This window comes from Pectobacterium nicotianae (assembly GCF_023272715.1).
Taxonomy (GTDB): Bacteria; Pseudomonadota; Gammaproteobacteria; order Enterobacterales; family Enterobacteriaceae; genus Pectobacterium; species Pectobacterium brasiliense.
Genome location: NZ_CP096821.1, coordinates 4,042,567 through 4,063,402, shown reverse-complemented (window position 1 = coordinate 4,063,402; position 20,836 = coordinate 4,042,567). Strand labels below are relative to the sequence as shown.

The 20,836-nt window shown below is 57.2% G+C and carries 10 protein-coding genes; all 10 read left to right on the top strand.

What is annotated here, in order from left to right; all coding sequences use genetic code 11:
* Window positions 1–9 precede the first annotated feature (9 nt).
* The 10 genes from MYB54_RS18025 (at window position 10) to MYB54_RS17980 (ending at window position 20,815) form a co-directional block, all read left to right on the top strand.
* Window positions 10–969 (top strand): type II secretion system F family protein, encoded by a 960-nt coding sequence (locus MYB54_RS18025; RefSeq protein WP_039282085.1) that lies wholly within the window; start codon window positions 10–12, stop codon window positions 967–969.
* Window positions 970–1,059: 90 nt separating this feature from the next.
* Window positions 1,060–1,911 carry a tetratricopeptide repeat protein gene (locus MYB54_RS18020; protein ID WP_205549792.1) on the top strand — a complete coding sequence of 284 codons (852 nt, stop codon included), beginning with the start codon at window positions 1,060–1,062 and terminating at the stop codon, window positions 1,909–1,911.
* The gene (locus tag MYB54_RS18015; protein WP_039502239.1) at window positions 1,911–2,459 is read left to right on the top strand and encodes a hypothetical protein; all 549 of its coding nucleotides are present in this window, start codon (window positions 1,911–1,913) and stop codon (window positions 2,457–2,459) included. The genes MYB54_RS18020 and MYB54_RS18015 overlap by 1 nt, the downstream gene beginning before the upstream one ends.
* Window positions 2,452–3,066, top strand: coding sequence for a TadE/TadG family type IV pilus assembly protein (locus MYB54_RS18010; protein WP_248721160.1), 615 nt, complete (start codon window positions 2,452–2,454; stop codon window positions 3,064–3,066). The genes MYB54_RS18015 and MYB54_RS18010 overlap by 8 nt, the downstream gene beginning before the upstream one ends.
* Window positions 3,067–3,261: 195 nt before the next feature.
* The gene (locus MYB54_RS18005; protein ID WP_248721159.1) at window positions 3,262–4,881 is read left to right on the top strand and encodes a Tad domain-containing protein; all 1,620 of its coding nucleotides are present in this window, start codon (window positions 3,262–3,264) and stop codon (window positions 4,879–4,881) included.
* A 57-nt stretch (window positions 4,882–4,938) separates the two neighbouring features.
* Window positions 4,939–14,640, top strand: a complete 9,702-nt coding sequence (locus tag MYB54_RS18000) for a beta-propeller fold lactonase family protein (RefSeq protein WP_248721158.1) — start codon at window positions 4,939–4,941, stop codon at window positions 14,638–14,640.
* Window positions 14,641–14,785: 145 nt separating this feature from the next.
* On the top strand, window positions 14,786–16,576 hold the full coding sequence (locus MYB54_RS17995; RefSeq protein WP_248721157.1) for a TolC family protein: 1,791 nt from the start codon (window positions 14,786–14,788) through the stop codon (window positions 16,574–16,576).
* Entirely contained in the window at window positions 16,576–17,331 is a 756-nt protein-coding gene (locus MYB54_RS17990) for an efflux RND transporter periplasmic adaptor subunit (protein ID WP_248721156.1), read from the top strand. Before MYB54_RS17995 ends, MYB54_RS17990 begins: the two co-directional genes overlap by 1 nt.
* On the top strand, window positions 17,328–18,683 hold the full coding sequence (locus MYB54_RS17985) for an efflux RND transporter periplasmic adaptor subunit (RefSeq protein ID WP_180774848.1): 1,356 nt from the start codon (window positions 17,328–17,330) through the stop codon (window positions 18,681–18,683). The genes MYB54_RS17990 and MYB54_RS17985 overlap by 4 nt, the downstream gene beginning before the upstream one ends.
* Before the next feature lie 2 nt (window positions 18,684–18,685).
* Window positions 18,686–20,815 carry a site-2 protease family protein gene (locus MYB54_RS17980; RefSeq protein ID WP_248721155.1) on the top strand — a complete coding sequence of 710 codons (2,130 nt, stop codon included), beginning with the start codon at window positions 18,686–18,688 and terminating at the stop codon, window positions 20,813–20,815.
* The last annotated feature ends 21 nt before the right edge of the window (window positions 20,816–20,836 follow it).

Here is a 20,836-nt window from a genome sequence, read left to right as displayed (position 1 = left end):
GAGCTACTCATGACTGTTTTTGACGATCCCTTACTGCTGCTGGCGCTTGTGCTGATGGTGGCGGGAATCTATCTGGCCCGTACACAACATAAAATCCAACAATACAAACAGCTGGAAGTCCGCATGCGCGGGCATTTACCCAGCGCCTCTATAGAGGCGGCCTCTCAGGAAAACATCCTGAGAGGCCAGGGAACTGCATTATCCCCCCTGTTGGAAAAGCTGTTACAGCCTCTCGCCACCCAGGGCGAGCGCCTTTCAGGATCGGATCGCGATCGCCGCAATCTGCGCCGCCTGCTGGATCTCGCCGGGCTCCGCCGCAACGAAGCGGTGGGCTGGCTGGTGATGGGAAAATTTGCTGCCGGGGCGCTGCTCGCTATCGCGCTGGTGTGGGGATGGTTGCCACCCGCTGACCGCGCAGGCCTGACGGGCGTCGCGGCGGGGCTGATTGGCTTCTTTGTCGGTTCGATGGTGCCGGAATGGTGGTTGAAATGGCGTGCGGCAAGCCGGGGCGAAAAACTGGCGCGTGCGGTGCCGGATGCGCTGGATCTGATGGTGGTTTGCGCCGAAGCCGGTCTGCCTATCGGACGCGTATTGCAGGTGGTATCGAAAGAGCTGGGGCTGTCTTCACCAGAAATGGCGGATGAACTGCACTACACCGCCGCCGAATTACAGATCCTGTCGGATCGTACGCTGGCGATGAAGCATCTGGCGGAGCGAACCCGCGTCAGCGAGATCGAAAGTATGGTGGCGACGCTGATTCAGGCGGAGCGCTACGGTACGCCGTTGTCTCAGGCGCTGCGCACGATTGCGGATGAAAGCCGCAAGACGCTGATTCTGAGTCTGGAAGAGAAGGCCGGTAAATTGCCTGCGCAGCTGAGCGTGCCGCTGATGGCGCTGATCCTGCCACCGATTATCGCCATTATGGCGTCGCCTGCACTGGTACGCGTGGTCCGCCTGCTGGCGCAATAGCATTTTATTTACAACACATTGATTTTTAAAACATCGATTCCCGGTATGTGCCGGAAATCACAACGGTTACAACCGATGGAGTTATCGAAGATGGTCGATCTGGTAGCAAAACTTAAGCGCGGCGCGCCTATGCTGGCACTGCTGATTGTCAGTACCGTGCTGGCGGGATGCAGCAGCTCGATGGCGATTAAAGGCAGTAAAGATGAAGGCCTGCGTTTGGCACGTCTGCTGCGCGATCAGGGCCGTGTTGAAGCGGCGACAGAAGTGTATGCACGCCTCGACAGCCGCGATGCGCTGAAAGGCGCAGAGATGTTGGAGTATGCCAGCGTGGCGGCTCTGGCACGTTCACCGCAGCAAACGCTGGAGCTGTACGGACGAGCACGTCAGGCACTGGGCGGCGATACCAACAAAATGACGCCGGAAGAAGCGCTGGCGGTGTGTCTGGGAATGGGTCGTGCGCAGCTGGCATTAGGACGTAATGCGATGGCGCAAACCGACTTTACCTGCGCGCTGAAAGCACAGCCGAACGACGCGGGTGCACTCAATGGCATGGGCGTGGTGATGGATGCCTCTGGCAAACACGCCGAAGCGCGTCAGTTGTTTGAAAAAGCGTTGCAGATAAACCCGGCAGATGTCGCGGCACTCAACAATCTGGCGCTCTCATGGCTGGCAAGCGGCAACGCGGACAAAGCCATTTCGCTGCTGCGTTCGGTGGATGACAGCAACGCGACGGGCAGATTGAATCTGGCACTGGCCTACCTCTCTGGCGGCAGAGACGATGAGGCGCGTTCGGCGCTGGCGACCATTGCACAGCCGCAGCGTATTGATGGCCTGATTGACGAGCTGAATCAGCGTTTACAGCAGATGCAGCAGGATAAATCCCGTGGTGAAGCGCTGCTGTTATCCAGCCGTCAACGCCTGCAATTGAGTACGCCTGAGTAATGGCGTGGCTTCGTAATCTCGGCCCGTGGCGTGATGAACGTATCGTGCCGCGCCATGAACGCCACTGGCGCAGCACGCGCGGTGTGATCGCGACAGAAGTGGCGTTTCTGGTGCCGGTGGTGCTGGTCGGGGTAATGATGCTGTTTGAACTGGCACGTATCGGGCTGGTGATCGCCGCTGGCAGCGCCGCGCTGGATAAAGCCGTGCAGGCTTTCCGCCTCGATAATCTCGCATCGGACAGCGCGGAACAGATGGGAACCCGTCTAAAGGCGCGCATGGTTGAAGCGGGATACGGCTACCTCAAGGAAGACGATTTAACCGTCAGCGTGTTGCATTTCGACAATCTGAGCCAGCTTGGCGGGCTGACGAACGGCAATGGCAATCAGGACAACCCGAACGGCGAGGAAACGACAACGCTGCCGGTGTGGTCCGTGACGGTGCAGATTAAAAAGGCGTTTATTACGCCGCTGCCGGAGGTGTTAACGCTGGGTGACACCTTCCGCTATCAGTACAAACATGTGTTTGGGACGGAACTGCGCAATGACTGATCGTTTACTGAAAACCAGTCGTTTACTGAGCGGGATACGCCGCTTCTGGTTTTCTCGCCGTGCTTCTACTGCGGTAGAAACGGCGTTAGCGTTCCCGATTGTGTTGGCGATTGGCTCGCTTTGTGCGGATATCTACACCGTCGGGCTTGAACGTACGCGTATGGAACAGCGTGCGGGCGCTATCGCATCAATATTAGCGATGCAGCAGAAGTTGGATGAGAACGGCCTGCAAGGGCTGCTCGATACGGTGTTGCCAACGGAAGGTTTAGGTAATTACCAGCTGTTAATCAGCAACGTGCGCCAGACTGGTGAGCTGCACTGGCAGTTGAGCAGGGGCACGGCAGAGGCACTGTGTGCGGAAAGTGAAACCCTGCCGGAAGAAGAATACCTCCCTGAACTACCTGAAAGGGACCGTGAAGAGGGCAGCAAAAATATCTCCATGATTGTGGTCGAGATCTGCCGTCAGGGGAAAGATGTGAGCCTGCTGGGTGGCCTGTCGCTGGGCGGCCTACTGCATACATCGTCAGTCAACCGGGTCGCTGTCGACGTGGTTGAACTGGACGAGGTACTCAGAAAAGAGGCTGGTCTGGAAGAAAAAGATCAATAGCGACGGATTTTATACCGGACATTTTTATACCGGACATAGAAGCGGCAAATAGACCGCAAACGGCAGCGAGCTTCTCGTTACCGGAATAATGAAACACTTAAAAATCTATAGGCATATGAGCAATGTCGTTTTTATTTTCCCGTTTTATGGGCGGGTTGAGTACGCGCTGAATCCAGGAATACAGGATAGGAAGGAATGAAAAAAACCTTACAGAACAGAAGAGTAAAAAAAGACGCTACCGGAATTACTCTGTTCTGGCGTGAACGCCTGTCTGCCTTTATTCAGGAGGAAAAGGGCGCGGGCACCGGATTCTATGCACTGGGGGCGATGGCGTTATTGGTGACGGCGGCTTTTATCGTGGATACCTCCACGGCAACCGGTGATGCCACGCAGATCAAGCGCGCGACGGATGCTGCTGCGTTGGCCGTCGGGCATCAGGCGACCATAAATGGCGAAGAATACAGCCAGGAAGAGACCAATAAGCTGGCGTATGACTACGTCAAAAATAATCTGGGGATGAATAAGGCCCTGAGTGAAAAACTGGAGGTGGGCGATGTGGCCGTCACGGAAGGGCGCAACAGCGAGACGCGTAAAACCTATACCGTTACCGTCGCCTTCGAAACCAAGCCCAGTTTGCTGAGCCTCGGGGCGAGGAAGCAGGAAGTTTTCTCGACCGCCGAAGTCATCAACCGGCCGACCGAAGTTGCGTTTGTCATGCCAGTGACGGGGGATATGAGTGAGGGAGATATCCGTTCGCTGAAAAGCGTTAGCCGCAGTTTCGTCGAGCGCATGCTGAGTAGCGCAGACGGCAAACGTGACAACCTGTGGCTATCGCTGGTGCCGTATAGCCAGTCGGTGAGCGTGTACGACGCGGCAGACGCCAACCGCATTCGGCGCTGGTCTGCACCGGGGGCGCTGAATCCGCCAGAGCTGCGTTCGCTGTTTGCCAGCGGCGTGGTCAGTAGCATGGCCGACCGCCGCTTCCCTGATCGTCGTGCCAACCTGCTGTGCATGTATCGCGGGCTGGGGCGGGAAGAAAATTTCTTCTGGGATGAACCCCCTGTCGGCCAATTCAAGGTCTATTACCGCCACGATTTGCCGCAAAACGGCAGTCCCGGTGCACCTCCTATCTCCTGGCGTGGCCCTAACCCTGATTTCGATGATACCGATGCGGTGGATACTCGCTGGATCGTGGCAGACAGAGGGTGCCCGAATGCCGCGCTGATGCCGCTGACCAATGAAGAAAGCAAGCTGAATCAGCGTATCGAACAGTTTTCTGCCCGCTTCAACGTGAACTACGCCATCGGGATGTCATGGGCGGGTGCGGCGTTGTCGCCCAACATGCGCGGTTCAGACGGCTGGGGTGATGCCACGCTGCCGCTGGATTTCAATCTGGACGGCAACGGTGACGGGCAAAAGGTGATCGTGATGTTGGCTAACACGATTGGTAACTGGTTCGACACCGATGGCTACAACTTCAACCGCAATGCATTCAGTGGCCAAACCGGCACGGATCCCGCTCGTACCTTTGCCGCGCAGCGCTTCCGCGATCTGTGTTCCAGCTTCCGCGCGCGCAACATCAAATTCTATTTTGTCGGTATTCGCCCCGGCGACCCAGAAGATTTTGGCCGCAACCTGTTCGACGCCGAAGCGACGCCAGGACTGCTGATTTGTACCGAGGGTGAGAAACGGATGAGCTTTATCGATGGTGCAGGCTTCGGTGCTGAGGGCGTTGAGGATCAATTGATCCGGCGTCTGGATCGTATTGCCGGCCAGATCGAAACCGAGGGCGGCTATGTTCGGCTGGTTGAATGACCGCTGAAGGCAGCCAGGAATGACGCGATTTGCCCCTTTATTACAGGACATAACACGATGACTTTTTCCCGCTCAAAATCTGGTTCAGGCTTAACGCGCACGCCGCGTCAGGCGTGGGTACTGGAACCGCGCATGATGTTTGATGCCGCTGCTGTGGCAACGGTGGCGGATGTAGCCGCGCAGGTTGTGGTGGCAACGGATACCGCACCGGGTGTTGATGCGACACCCACCAAGGCGACAGTCACGATTACCGATACCAGTGACAGCTTCCCGGCGGTCGATCTGTTTAGCGATGTTAGCGTGTCGGCAGGTAAAGACGGGCAGGAACTGAAAGATCTAGTGATTACCGTTAACCGCACGGGCGCGAATCAGGCATTAGTCATTGATGGCACTGAAATTACATTAGAGTCTGGTAATGGGGCAAAAACGACTGTTGGTGCTGGTCAATATAGCTATACCGTTGCTGTCAGTGGCGCGACGACAACCGTCACCGTTAGCATTGCTTCATCTGAAGCGTTTGAACCGACTGACGTCGCTAAGCTGATCGACGGCATTGCCTATAAACCATTAGACAACACTGTGGCTGGCGGTGATGTTGTGGTGACGCTGAAAAGCCTGAGCGATGAGGGCGGCGATGATACCGATACTGCCGATCTGAATATTCACGCTACCGTTACCATCGACAGCAAGATCAATGTGGCACCCGTGGTATCCGCATCGGATGCGCCTGAACTGGCTGAACTCATTATTGTTCCGGGTATGGAGTCGCCACAGGACGTGCGCTATTCCAGTACTGGCGATTATGCCTACTCCATCGGAAGTGATGGCACGCTGGGGGTCTTTACCGTAGGCGAGCACGGCAAACTGACGTTGAGCCAAACGCTGAGCGGGATCAGCGCGCTCAAGGATGTGAAAGAGGTCGTGCTGAGTGCGGACAACCGTTCTCTGTACGCTGTCAGCGGTAATAGCAATATCGTTGCGCTGAGCCTCGATAGCAATGGGCAAGTGGTTCGCCTCAGCGGCAGTGCCGAGCAACCGGAGTATACCCGGACGATTGCGGCGCAAAACGGCAATATTACCGGACTGGCCGTCTCCGGTGATGGTACCCAGGTTTATATCGCCACGCAGTGGAATGGCATGGTCATCTTTACTCGCGATGCGACGACGGGTGACCTGACGTTCCTTCAGCGCGTGAATGACAGCGGAATTGATCGTAGCGGCATTGTGGCGAGCAGTGGTAACTATGTTGTCACGATTGGAATGGGGGCGAAGCATACGCTATCGATTTTCCAACGGGGCGAGGACGGAACATTAACGTCTGTCGCCACGCTGGAAACGTCTGGGGAAGGTTATGGCGCGGTAGATTATCAACTGGCGATCTCGAAGGATCAGCAGTTCATCTACATTGCCGATCCTGACAGCGGCGAAATTAGCGTCTATCAACTGCGTGACGGAACTGATGGGAAAACGTTGGTTCACACTGACACGAAAACTCTGGAAGGCGTCAATGCACTCTATCTTAACGCCGACGGTAGCCAGCTCTATGCCTTGAGCAGCGAAGGTGCATTACAGATTTATAGCGTAAACGTGTCGACAGGGGCGCTACGTGAAAGCGGCCAGATTAAGGATATTGGCGACACGCGCGGCATGGTGTTATCGCCCGATGGACAATCACTTCTGATTGCCGGCGAGACCATTCAGCGCTTTAGCGCATTACGCACTTATCTCTACGGCAGTGACTTACCGTTTGCCGATCATATCGCACTTTCCGATAGCAATCTGGATGTGTTAAACGGCGGTGCAGGCAATTATAACGGCGCTGTGGTGACTATCGGCCGTGAAGCGCCTTCCGCAGACGATCAATTCGGCTTCAGTACAGGTAACAACCTGACGCTGCAAGATGGAAAAATTCTGCAATCAGGCACAGAGATTGGGACGTTCACGCAGAATCAAGGCGTGCTCAGCGTGACGTTTACCGCTGATGTGACGAAAGAAACTGCTAATAACGTCCTGAAGCAGATTACCTATCGCAACGTCGGTAGCCAGAGCTCTGCCGAAACAGTGATGTTGGCGGTGACGGCGAATGATGGCGAGTTGAACAGCACGGTGACCACTGTCGCGCTATTGCTGACCGCTAATAGTGCGCCGACGCTGGTTAGTCAGGGCGGAAATAACCTGACGCTGGATACGCGCGGTGGCTCCGTCACGCTGTTCAAAGATACCGCGATTAACACCGGGGAAGCCGGACAGGCGCTGACAAAACTGTCGATCGGGATTGATGGTCTAAACAACCCGCATCAGGAATACCTGACGATGGATGGTACGGTTATCGATCTGAGTAAGGACAGCGCGGGCACGACGGTGAGCGGCTACCAGTATACCTACACCTATAACGCCCTGAGTGGTGAGTCTTCACTGGTGCTGAGCAGCGTTCAGGGCATCAGCAGCATGGCGATGATGAAGCTGATTGATGGCTTGAGCTACTCGGCTGGCAAAGAGAGCACCAGCGCCAACGGCGTGCGTACCATTACGCTAACCGAGTTGCAGGATAACGGCGGCACCGCCAATGGCGGAAGTGATACCGCGACGCTGACGATATCTGGCAGCGTTAATCTGGCCTTAAACGATGCGCCGGCGATCGAGGCGACCTACTCCCCTGATGCCACGTTGTTTTACAACGCAGGGACGCTAAGCGGCTACAACGAACGTGTCTCGGCGATCAGCGTCTCTCAAGATGGTAAAACCCTGCTGGTCACCGGCAGCGAAGGGGACAATAACAGCGGCAAGACCTATCTGCGCGTTTATGCCCGTGATGCAGAAACCGGTAAATTGACGTTGTTACAAAGCTTCACGCAGGGCGAACAGGACGATCCGTCCACCCCTGCGATTGAAGTTAACGGCCTGAATACCATCACCACGCTGGTGCAATCGAAAGATGGCACCAGCGTGTATGTGGCGGGAGGCAGCGGAAGCGCCTACTCGCTGGTGCAGTTTACCCGTGATGCCACAACGGGACAGCTGAGCTATGTCGGCGTGGTTGCCACGCAGGGCATGAATGGCGTCAGCGGCCTGGATGCGGCAGTTTCCGAGATCGTGCTGTCCGAAGATGGCACTTCGCTGTACACCATTAACGGCGTGACGCCGACGGATGGATCAACCACTAAAAACGCCGTTGTTTTCTTCTCGCGTGATACCACCTCCGGTGCGCTGACGTTTGTCGGCTCGCTGATTGGCAGCGACACCATTCCGGTGAGAAGTCCGAGCGGCATTGTGCTGTCCAGCGATGGCACATCGGCTTATATCTCTAATCTGGGGAATAACAGCATTACCGTACTGTCGCGCGATGCAGAGACGGGCGCCCTGGACTACGTCACCACGATCAATAAAAGTACCATAGCGGCTGATACGAACAGCGCGGAGATTCCGAAGGACGATCGTTACCTCAATGGTTTGCAGGATATCGTTATCTCACCGGATAACCGTTTTGTGTACGTGTCATCAAACTCGCAGGGCACTGTTTCAATTTTCAGCCGTGATGTGGACACCGGGGCGCTGACCTACGCCGGGACGTTGAATCTGTATAGTGCAGGCCATATTCCTGCGAACGCACTGGCGTTACGTGAACTGGTGATGTCCGAAGACGGTTCGGCGCTGTATGTTGCGGCGTTCGGCAGTAAGTCACTGTTGGTGTTTGGTCGCGATAGCGATTCCGGTGCGTTAACGTATCGTAATAGCGTTGAACTCTCGGTTAACACCGTCAACCATCTTGCCGTCAGCGCAGATGGAAAGAATATTTATGCCGGGGTCAGTACGTTCTTTGCCGGGCTGAACGTGCTCACGGCGGCCGCACATGCACCTTATAGTCAGACGGCGGACATGCCGTTTGCTACGAGCGTCACGTTGTCAGATCCGGAGCTGGATGCTGCCGATGACTACGAGGGTGCGACGATTACCGTTAGCCGTAACGGCGACGCATCGGCAAATGACCACTTTGCTTTCCAGGACGGGGACGATCTTACGCTGGCCGGCAGCAGTATTCAGTATCAGGGCGCGACCATTGCCACCTTCAATGTGAGTGAAGGCGCGGTGACGATTGTCTTTACCGAGAGCGTCACTAAAACGGTCGTCAATCAGGTTCTGCATCAGGTGACCTACCGTAACGAGGGCGACACGGCGGGGTCGTCAATCCCGCTGAAAGTCACCTTTAGCGATGGTGCTAAGGAGACCAGCCTGCTATTGACGCTGGTGCCGAATAAGCCACCCGTGGTGGATAACGTAGAGTACGTTCCGCCATCTGCGACGGCGGGACAATCGTATACCGCAGAACTGCCAGAAAACCTGTTCCGCGATCCTGAAAATGGCGCGCTGACGCTGCAGGTCAACGGTCTTCCTGCTGGGTTAACCTTCGATCCTGACACGCGTACGATCTCCGGTACGCCAGCGCTCAATGGCGCAGGATCCTTTGCTATTACCGTGGTGGCGAGTGATGCTTCGGGCGAACAGTCCGAGCAGACGCTGACGCTGAGTATTGCATCCGATCCTGCGCAAGTCCCAACTATCGGCGGTGAATCCAGCGCCCTGCAGAATATCGGCACCCTTGATGGTTATGACTCCAATAGCTATGTGGATGTGCTTAACGGAGTGAAAGACAGCGAACTCTCTGCGGATGGCAAAACGCTCTATGTTGTGAGTTCACCAGAGAGTGGTTCGGCAGTGCTGAGCGTCTTTGTACGCGATGCGGAAGGTAAATTTACCCTGTCGAAGACCTTCTTTAACTATCGATCCGTTTATAACGAAGAGACGGAACAAAACGATGAGGTTGTGGACCATGCTGGATTGGCGGGCGCATCAGACGTCACCCTGTCCTCCGATGGACAATACCTGTATGTGATCGGCAGTGAAGGCAACGCGGTGACAATCTTCCACGTTGGCAGCGACGGTGAACTGACGCAAGCAGGCGTTCTGGATCAGGCGGAGTTGGGCGGGCGTTCGCTGGATGTGCGTTCCCAGATTGTTTCTCAAGGTGATTACCTCTATGTGACGGCTGCCCAGCCCAACAGCAATATAGACGACAGCCGCAGCGTGCTGGTATTTAAGCGCGGGACGGACGGTACCCTGACGGCGGTTGCTCAGGCCGCCGATAATCTGATTGGGGCGAGCCGTCTTGTGCTTGATCCAACCGGACGCTACCTGTTTGTTTCCGGTTCCGGCAGCACAGTCGGCGTCACGGCTTTCAGCGTTGATGAACAAGGGGCGCTGGCTCAGGTCGGCCAGATTAGCGGAACGAGCGAGTATTATATCAACGGGCTGGCGCTGTCGCCCGATGGAAAAACGCTGTATGCGATTCATGCTGATGTGGGCAATTACACGCTCAATACGATAGCGGTGGGCGCCAACGGGTTGCTCACGCTGGTATCGACGGAGCCGTTTGCCGATGACGGAGGCGACTCGGGTGAAGCGTTGGCAAGCAACCTGGTGGTTTCCGCTGATGGTACCGCGCTATTTGTGATCGGGAAGAACATCACTATTTTCTCCCGCGCTGAAGATGGCAGCCTGACGCTGAAACAGACGATTAGCAGCGGCTGGGATAGCTCACTCGGTATCAGTTTCTCGTCGTTGCAAAACATAGCGTTGAGTGCAGATGGCAAGCTGCTGTACTTGGTTGGTGGCGATAAGGTTCATGTGCTGAATGTCGGTACGGCTGGCGCAACCTATACCGAAGGCAATGATGCTACGGTGCTGCTGCCATCAGGCCGCCTGTCCGATCCGCAGTTAGATGCGTTAAATAACGGTGTGGGTGACTATAACGGTGCCACCATCACGGTGGGCCGACAGGAAGGTGGGCAACCGGAAGATACCTTCGGCCTAAAGGCGGATAATGGTTTAACGCTTGATGGCGACACTATCCTAAAAGGTGGCACCGCGATCGCCACCTTTACGCAGGTTGATGGTGTGCTGACGGTGACCTTTACGGCATCGGTAACCCAAGCCGATGCGCAGAACGTGCTGCGCCAGATCACCTATCACAATACCAGTCAGGATCCTGAACACGCGGGTTCGTCGCCAGCATTCACCTTCAGCATGAATGACGGCGACAATAACACCACTAGCATGGATATCACCGTCAATCTCATCGGTGTGAACGATCCGTCAACGTTGACGACGACGGTGCTCAACCCACAGATTCCGGGCAACGGCGAGTTCGTTAAGCTGTTTAAAGATACCCATGTCGACACCATCGAGAGTGGGCAGACCATTTGGCAAGTGGTGCTGACATTTGATGTGTCAGGGCCAAATGAGACGATCAGCGTCGATGGCAGCACGATCGTGCTCGAAAAATCCAACGGGACGCCGCGTACTGCCAGCGGTTTACAATATTCCGTTGATGTTAAGGACGGTAAAGCGACGGTTCTCCTGTATGTCGGGAGAGACGCGAGTGGAACCGCTGCGATTATTGACAGCATCGGCTACAACTATCTGGGCAGCAACCCGAGCGGGGAACGCCACGTTACCCTGATGATTAAGGAAAATAATTATAACGGCAGCGCACCAGAAACCACGTTGGATCAGGCGATTACGCTGACGCTGGTGCCTGAGGCAGAAACCAATACTGCACCGGTTATCACGATTCCGGGCACGACGCCGACGTACACCGAGCGTGCCGATCCTATTATGCTGGCACCAGACGCAACGGTGTCTGATGCGCAGATGGACAAGCTCAACGGCGGCAAGGGTAACTACGACGGCGCGACGCTGAAGATTACGCTGGGTGACGGTAAAACGGCGTTGGATAAGCTGGGCTTCAGTGCTGATAACGGCCTGACGTTATCAGGCGAAACGCTTCAGAAAGATGGCGTCACCATCGGTCAGGTCAGTAATCAGGATGGTGTGCTGACGATTCGCTTCAATGCGAATGCAGGCACGATCCCGACCACGGAAGATGTGCAAAATACGCTGCGCCAGATTACCTACGCCAGCGACAGCCGCACGCCTGCCGCACAGGTTGCCGTGACGGTGACGCTGTCCGATCGCTATCTGGAGTCTCAGGTTACGGCCTTGTCGGTGGCGATTACCGCTATTAACGACACGCCTGTTGTGGCAAACGATCCGGTACTCTCTGCCGATGAGCTGCGTCTGGTGAATACGTACACCGCGATTAGCGGGCTGGGCACGGTGACGGCTGCCGCCCGCACGACAGACGGTCTGGCCGTGTATGTCAGTGATGATAAAGGCGCGATTGCCTTATTCCAGCGTGATGCGAACAGCGGCGAATTAACCTATGTGCGTACCTTCGCCGCCGCAGAAGGCGTGACCGGAATAAGCCAGCTACAGGTTTCCGCCGAGGGTAACAGTGTGTATGCGTTGCGTGCCGACGGCAACGCGATTGTCTGGTTTAGCCGGGATGCGAACGGTGAGTTGACCCATAAGGCCACGATAGCAAGCGATTATGATATTGATAATGGCAACCTGAATAATATCAAAGGGATTGCGTTGTCTGATGATGGGAAGAATCTTTATCTCATCAATAGCTACAGCGACCAGTTAGCCTATTTCAGCCGTGACACCGCAACAGGGGCGTTAACCTATGTTGAGGCGCTGGGCGGCGATATGAATAATCCGCCTTATCTGTGGGCCCCGACCAGTATTCTCAGCCGCGGCAATCTGTTGTTTGTTACCACGGCAATCAACGACACCTCGACGGTGATTGTTTATCAGCGCGACGACAGCGGCAAACTGACGCCATTGGGACATGTCCGCGACTTTACCGACGCGACAGGTAATACCGTACAACTCTCAGGGCTGGAGCAGATAACGGTCAGCGCCGATGGACATAGCATCTTTGCCGCCAATGCAGGGCAGATTGACGCCTTCTCGCTGGATACCGCTACGGGCACCTTCACACATATTGCTCGCGTCGCGGCAGAAGGCACGGTGAGTGATATTGCCCTTTCTGCGGATGCGCGGGTGCTGTACGTCACGCAAAGCGACGGTGCGCTCACTCGCTATGTGTTGAACGACCAAACGCTGACAAAAATCGATACGCTGAAAAACGCAGGTACGAGCTTCGCTCATCTGCTGCCGGTTGACGGTGGTCTGATTGCGCTTGGCAACGGTGTGTCGGTGCTGGATGAAGTCTCTCGTCTGCCGGTTTATCGCGTCGATGGCCCGGCAATTATCGTTGCACCGTCTATCGTCCTCAGCGATGCGGAACTGGATGCCCTGAACGGCGGTGCGGGAAATTATCAGGGGGCTTCAATCACGCTACAGCGTGGTGAAACGGCATCAGCCGGCGATCGCTTCGATTTTACCGCGGGCAACGGTTTCGCCTTAGCGAATGGCGTCATTAGCAAAGACGGGCAAGCGGTAGCCACCTTCACGCAGGCGGACGGCAAGCTCACCGTGACCTTCACGGCTGCCATTTCCCGTGCGGATGCGACAGCGCTGGCACGCCAAATTAGCTGGGCGACGAGCGCCCCGCTGACGGGGAATGCGACATCGCTGACGCTGGTGCTCAATGACGGCGCAGCTGATTCTGCTGCGCAGGCGCTCGGCGTTACGCTGTCGAGAGAGGTGAACCTGCCGCCGGTGGGTCATGCTGAGCAGTTCACTCCGCCATCGGCGCAGGCGGGCACCCGCTGGTCTTATACCTTACCGGGTACGCTATTTACCGATCCTGAAAATAATGCGCTGACGTTTACTGTTAATGATGCGCAACTGCCAGACGGCGTGCGCTTTGATAGTGCAACACGGACGTTCAGCGGCACACCGTCAGCAGCCGGTGTGTTCAACCTGACAATTACCGCCACGGACAGCGCAGGCAACGCGACGGCAATGAATGTGGCGCTGACGGTCAATGCTGCTTCAACGCCAGTCGACCCCGGCACACCAACAGAGCCAGTCAATCCTGATAACACCGCAACAGCGGCACCGGTGATTCTGGTGCAGCAGGGCGTGAGCCTGCCTGTTGATTCGAGCGAAAGAGAGCGCGACCAGCCGCTGGGGGCGATTGTCGCCGATCTGTCTCGCCCGGAAGCGCAGCCACTACCGAACAACATCGTTACCGAACCTGTGCGTCAGCGCGATGCCGACACGGCACGTCAGTCGGATGCCCCTTGGGTGCTCGATCCGGTGATGTCATCGCTGATGCCAACGCTGGAGCAGGTCAACTTCTCTTCGCGTGCTGAAGCGTCTATGCGCGACAACGCCGCACTGCGCCCGACGGATTCCAACCTGTTCCTGAGCGTGCGCGGTCAGACAACGGCGCTGGAGTCGGCTTTCAGCAGCGTGCAGGGGGCGTTACAGCCGGATGCCTCCGGCGCGCTCGCCTTTAGCCTGCCGCAGCGCATGTTCAGCGTGCGTGAAGGCAATGCCACGCTGACGCTGCAATTGGCGAACGGGCGTCCGCTGCCTGCGTGGGTGCAGTTCGATGCCCGCAACGGCGTGGTGCGTATTACCGATGCTAGCGCGGTGCAGGTTAATCAGATCCAACTGGCGCTGAAAGCGCAGGCTGCAGACGGCACCAGCCGGATCGTACCGATTACGCTGCAAACCGGGCAGGGCGATGGCGCAGAGATGGCAACTGACCGTGGCGCGATGCAACTGCCTGTCCACTCTGATGCACTCCCTGCAGAAAACCGCGATGCAGAGCGGTTAGCGCCTGCGGGGAAAACCGCCTTTACCGAACAGCTGCGTCAGCATCAGCCTGAACAGGATGCGCTGCTGGCGGCGCTCAGTGAGCTGAGCAGTCTGCGCGCGTAACCAAGCGCAAACCTGGTAAAGCGCAGATCGAATACCGAGACGAGATTTTATTACTTAACCACTAACCCGGGCGCTTGCAGGCGGAAACCACTCCACCGCCTGCAAGATGAAGGGAACAGACAAATAGAAGATGGGGAGAACCCGGGTGAATCAGCACATAGCGCATTTCTGGGATAGCCAGCAACACGACAGTCAGCAGCAGAACGTTCAACACGAGGCTAGACCACGCACCGCGGGTTCCCGGGCGTTACGGATCGCGGTAGCCCTGGCTTGTCTGGGTCTGGCTGGCTGTGCCGTCAAACCTGAGCCGGTTACGATCGAACAACAGGTTGCACAGGCGCTGAGCGACAGAACGCAGATGTTCGCCAATCAGGAGCCGGTGCGCGGCACGATTACGCTGGATGAAGCGATTGCCCGTGCGCTGAAATATAACCTGCAACAGCGGGTCGCACTGCTGGAACAGGCGATGGAAGATGACCTGTTGGGCGTACAGAATCTGGACATGCTGTTACCGAAACTGACCGCCCGCGCTGGCCTGCAAACCCGTGATAACGTCGCCGGTTCCAGCAGCGAAAATATCGCAACAGGGCAACCGTCATTGGTGCCATCCACCAGTCAGGATCAGACCCAGCGTACCGCCGATCTGACGATGAGCTGGAACGTGCTGGACTTCGGTATCAGCTATTTCAACGCCAAAGTGCAGGCGAACAAATCGCTGGCGGCGGAAGAGCGCCGTCGTCGCGTGGTCGCGGATATTACCCGTCAGGTGCGAACGGCCTACTGGGAGGCGGCAACGGCACAGCGCTTGCAGCCGGAAGTGACGACCGCGCTGACGCAGGCGCGTCAGGCGCTGGAATATGCGCGTCAGACCGAACAACAGCGTCTGCTGGCACCGGTTGAGGCACTGCGTTTCCAGAAAAACATGCTGGAGATGGTGCGTCAGTTAGAGATTGTCGACAGCGATCTGGTGGTGGCGAAATCCCGTCTGGCCGCGTTGATGAACCTGCCGCCGTCAAGCAAATACGATGTCGTCGTACCGAGCGAAAGCAGTCTGGTCGCACCGAAGATGGCCTACTCGCTCGACGATCTGGAAAACTTCTCGATGGTTAAACGCCCGGAAGTGCGCGAAGAGAGCTATCTGGCACGCAATAGCGTACTGGAAACCCGTAAATCACTGCTGCGTCTGCTGCCGGGCGTGTCCCTGTTTGCCGGTATCAACGGCGACAGCAACAGCTATCTGGTCAATCACCAGTGGGCGAACGCAGGCGTTCAGGTCAGCGGCAACCTGCTGAACGTTCTGTCATGGTCATCGGTGAAACGCGCCGGACAGGCGAATGAAGATCTGGCGGAAGTTCGTCGTCAGGCGCTGCGCATGGCGGTGCTGACGCAGGTGAACGTCGCCTGGCAGGAATACCAGCAGAGTACGCAGATGTTTGGCCGCTATCAGGAACTGGCGCGGATTCAGCGCGGTATCCTCAACCAGACCACACTCAGCGTACAGCATCGTGCCGAAACGCAAATGGAACAGGTGCGCGTCAGCACGGAAACCATTCTGACGACCCGCGCGCGTGACCGCAGCTTTGCCGATGTGCAGAACGCGCTCGGCGCGGTGTATCAGGCTGCCGGGCTGGATGTACTGCCGGATAACGTGAGCGATGTCAGTCTGGCGGCGCTGAGCAGCTCGATTGCCCGCACCACGGGTAACCTTGAAAAAGGTGGCGTCGCGGTACCGCGTCTGTCTCTGGCAACACCGGCTACGCCTGCCACCACGACGGCGTCGACTAAAACAGCGTCTACCCCATCCTCTGCGCCTGCGGTGAAGCCAATTGCCTCGTCGACGACGGCACCGTCGGCTAGCGCGGGTAAGCCCTATCGCGTGGTGAACACGGATATGTGGGATAACCTGCAATCTCTACAGGCGGGAGGTTCGCGTTAATGGCTTTTGGCATGATGCGTCCGCTGTTGCTGGTCAGTGCGTTAGGTCTGCCCCTGTTGGGGCAGGCTGCGACGACGGGAGACATTCGCGTACAGCTTAGCGCGCAGCGCTATACCGTGTTATCCAGCGAAATTGCCGGGAAAGTGACGGATATTGCGGTGAAAGAGGGTGAACACTTCAAGCAGGGCGATACGCTGGTGACGTTTGACTGCACCGTGCTGCGCGAGAAGCTGAATTATTCAAACGCCGCAGAGAATGCCGCGCGTAAAAAGCTGGCGATTGCCGATCGGCTGGATAAGCTCAATTCGATCAGCCTGTCGGATGTCGATCAGGCGCGATCGTCGGTGTCGATGGCGCAGGCCGAAAGCGGTGTCAATCGCGCCATGCTGCAACGCTGTGTGATTAAAGCGCCGTTCTCTGGTCGCGTGACGGAAACCAAGGTGAAGCGTTGGGAATCCGTGCCGGAAGGCAAAGAGCTGTTAGCGATTTATGATGACAGCGCGTTTGAGCTGGAAATGATCGTGCCGTCGCGCTGGCTGGTGTGGTTAAAGCAGGGCAGCACCTTTCAGGTCGTGCTGGATGAAACCGGTCTGAGCTATCCGGCGGAAATCAGCCGACTCTCTTCGGCGATCGATCCGGTTAGTCAGTCGGTAAAAGTTTTTGGCCGCATTGCCCAGTCTACCGCCGGATTGCTGCCGGGCATGAGCGGCGTGGCGCAAATCGTACCGCCTGATGCCGGTAGCGTGTCACCATGACCGAACGGAACACGACGGTAGCACAAACTGAACAGGATACCCGGCTGGCACTGCTGGCCGAGCTGTTGCAGCTGCAAAGCCGTGCCAGAGCGCGTGAGACGCTGGATGAGCTGGCGTTTTTCATCGTCAACGAGACGCACAATGTCGTGAAGTATCGGCAGGCGCTGCTATGGGACTGCGATAAACGGCGCTTGCAGGCTGCTTCTGGGCTGGCCTCGCTCGATCACAACGCGCCGTTTTGTACCGAATTTAGCCGCCTGTGCCGCCAGTGGCAGGAAGAAGGGCGTCAAACGCAGGCGCTGCAATGCCGTGAGCTGCCTGCCGATGACCAAATTTTGTGGCAGGAACATCTGCCGGAATTTTTACTCTGGCTGCCGCTGCGTTTACCGCAGGGCGATACGCCGCTGGTGCTGGTGTTAGCGCGGGATAGTGCGTGGCTGCCTGCCGAGATCGTGCTGCTGGAAAAACTGGCAGATGCCTATGCGCACGCCTGGTCGAGCCTGTGCAAAGTTCGCCGTCGTCCGTCGAAAACGCCGCCTGCCAGACGCCGTTTGATCGTTGCTGCGATCGTGGCGCTGGTGCTGATCTTGTTGATCCCGGTTCGCCAGTCGGTGCTGGCTCCGGCAGAGATTGTCGCGCATCGTCCGGTGATGGTGCGTGCGCCTGTGGCGGGTGTGGTGGATAACATACTGGTTCGCCCTAATCAGACTGTCAGCGCTAATCAGCCGCTGGTGCGACTGGACGTGCGCGAACTGGAAAACCGGCTGGAATCGGCCCGACAGGCTTTTGCTACTGCCGATGCTCAGTATCGTCAGGCACAGCAGCAAGCGCTGTTCGATGCTAACAGCAAAGCCAGCCTGGCCGTGCTGCAAAGCCGCCGCGAGCAGGCGCAGAGCGAGATGGATTTTCTGCAACGTCAGCAGGAACGCATGCAGCTCGCTTCCCCGCGTGACGGCGTGGCGATTTTTGACGATAGCAGCGACTGGATTGGTCGCTCGGTGGCGGTGGGAGAACGCATCATGATGATTGCCGATCCACATGATGTTGAGCTGGAGATCCAACTGCCTGCGGCGGATGCGATTGCGCTGGAAAATGGTGCGGACGTGCGCCTGTTCCTCAATGTTGCGCCGAATTCGGCACAGGACGCGCGGCTTGAACAGATTGGCTATCGCGCCGCACCGACGCCGGATAATGTGATGGCCTATCGGCTACGAGCCCGTTTTACGCAGGATGACCCGCAGCTGCGCGTGGGCCTGAAGGGGACCGCCAAGCTGTACGGGAAACGCACGGTATTGTTCGTTTACCTACTGCGTAAACCGCTGGCATCCCTGCGCGTCTGGCTGGGCGTCTAACGATGGCCGGAGGTGCGACGCCAGCCGCTGGGCTTAGCCCGTTACGCGATGAACTGATCCTGCACGCTGGACCGGCTAACCGCGACGGATCGCCCAGTTGGACGCTGGAAGATCCGCTGCGTGGTCTCTATTTTCGTATCGGCTGGGCAGAAATGGCGATGCTATCGCGCTGGTCGATGGGGAACGCGGCGCAGATCGTGGCCGACGTTAACCAAACTTCTGCACTGACGCTCGATGACAGCGATGTGCAGTACTTTAATCGCTTCTTGCAGGCGAACAGCCTGACGCGCGTTTCCGGCGATGAGGCGCTGGCGCAGTTTTCTCGTCAGGTGGAACAGTCACGCGTTTCGATTTGGCGCAAACTGCTGAAGAACTACCTGTTTTTTCGCATCCCCTTATGGCACCCCGATCGCTTTCTGGGCGCAACGCTGCCGTGGGTCGAACCGTTTTTCAGCCGGACTTTCCTCAAACTGACACTGCTGGTGGCCGTGCTGGGGCTCTTCCTCGCCGGACGTCAGTGGGAAACGTTCAAGCATACCTTTCTGCATTTCTTCACGCTGGAAGGCGCAGCGCTGGCGGGGCTGACGCTGTGCTTTACCAAGATTCTGCATGAGTTCGGCCACGCCTACACCTGCAAGCGTTTTGGTGCGCGGGTCGCGACGATGGGCGTCGCGTTTCTGGTGATGATGCCGGTGCTGTACACCGATACGTCCGGCTCGTGGAAGCTCACCCGCCGTCGGCAGCGGATGGCGATTGGCGCAGCGGGCATGATGACCGAGCTGGTGCTGGCGGCGTGGGCGACGCTGGCATGGAGCTTCTTGCCGGACGGCATGCTGCGCAGCGCCGCGTTTATGCTGGCGACGACGACCTGGATCATGACGCTGGCGATTAACCTCAGCCCGCTGATGCGATTCGACGGCTATTTCCTGCTGTCCGATGGATTGCAGATGCCGAATCTGCAAAATCGTGGCTTCGCTATCGGCCGCTGGCAGATGCGGGAATGGCTGTTCGGCTTAGGCGATGCGCCGCCGGAGCACTTTCCACGCTGGCTGCAACGCACGCTGGTGGGCTATGCCTTTGCGGTGTGGATATACCGTTTCTTCCTGTTTACCGGTATCGCGATTCTGGTTTACCACATGACGTTCAAACTGCTGGGGATGCTGCTTTTCGCGATTGAAATCGGCTACTTCGTGGTGATGCCAGTGGTAAATGAAGTGCGCGAATGGAGTAAACGCCGTAAGGATTATCGTATGAACCGTAATATGACGACAACGCTGGTTGTGAGCGCCGTGGTTCTGCTCTTGCTGATGATTCCCTGGCAGCGCGGCGTGTATGCACCGGCGCTGCTGCGGGCGGAACAGCAAAGCAGCCTGTATATGCCCGTGCCCGCGATGATTCAGCGCATTGACGTGAAGGTCGGCCAGCCTGTGCAAGCGGGACAAACGCTGTTTACGCTGTCGTCTGACGCGCTGGCGCACGAACAGAAACAGCTAGAGCGACAAATTGCCACGCTGAATTGGCAAAGCACCTTTCAGGTATTCAACAAGGAAGCGGCTGGCGATCACCAGCGGGTAAAGCAGGAGCACGAAGCAGCGCTGCAAAAGTTACAGGTCTTGCAGCGTCAGTCTGAGCAACTGACGGTGCGTGCGCCGATAGACGGCGTGGTGGCAGACATGACAACGCCTCTGGAAACCGGTGAGTGGCTGGGGCAGGGCGAATGGCTGGCGGTTGTCACCAAGCCAACCGGCGGGCTGGTAGAAGCATTTGTATCGGAAAAAGACTGGCAGCGGCTTCGCACGGGCGCAAAGGGGACGTTTTATTTACAGGATGTGAGCCGCTCGTCGCTGCCGCTCACCATTGTGGAGATTGCCAGCACGGCAACCCGCGATCTGAATGCCGCGCCGGAACTGGCATCGATTTATGGCGGAGATATTGCCACGCTGAGCGATTCACAACGCAAGCTGCATCCTGAACAGGCCGTTTATCGCGTGCTGCTCAGTCTGCCCGACGATTATCGTGCTCAGCCGCAGGTGCTGCGCGGCACGGTGGTGATGGACGGTGAGGCGCAAAGCCTGTTGATTCGCGGCTGGAAAGTGGTATCCGCCGTACTGATTCGCGAGCTGTCATTCTGATCAGTTTTGATTTCTGCGATG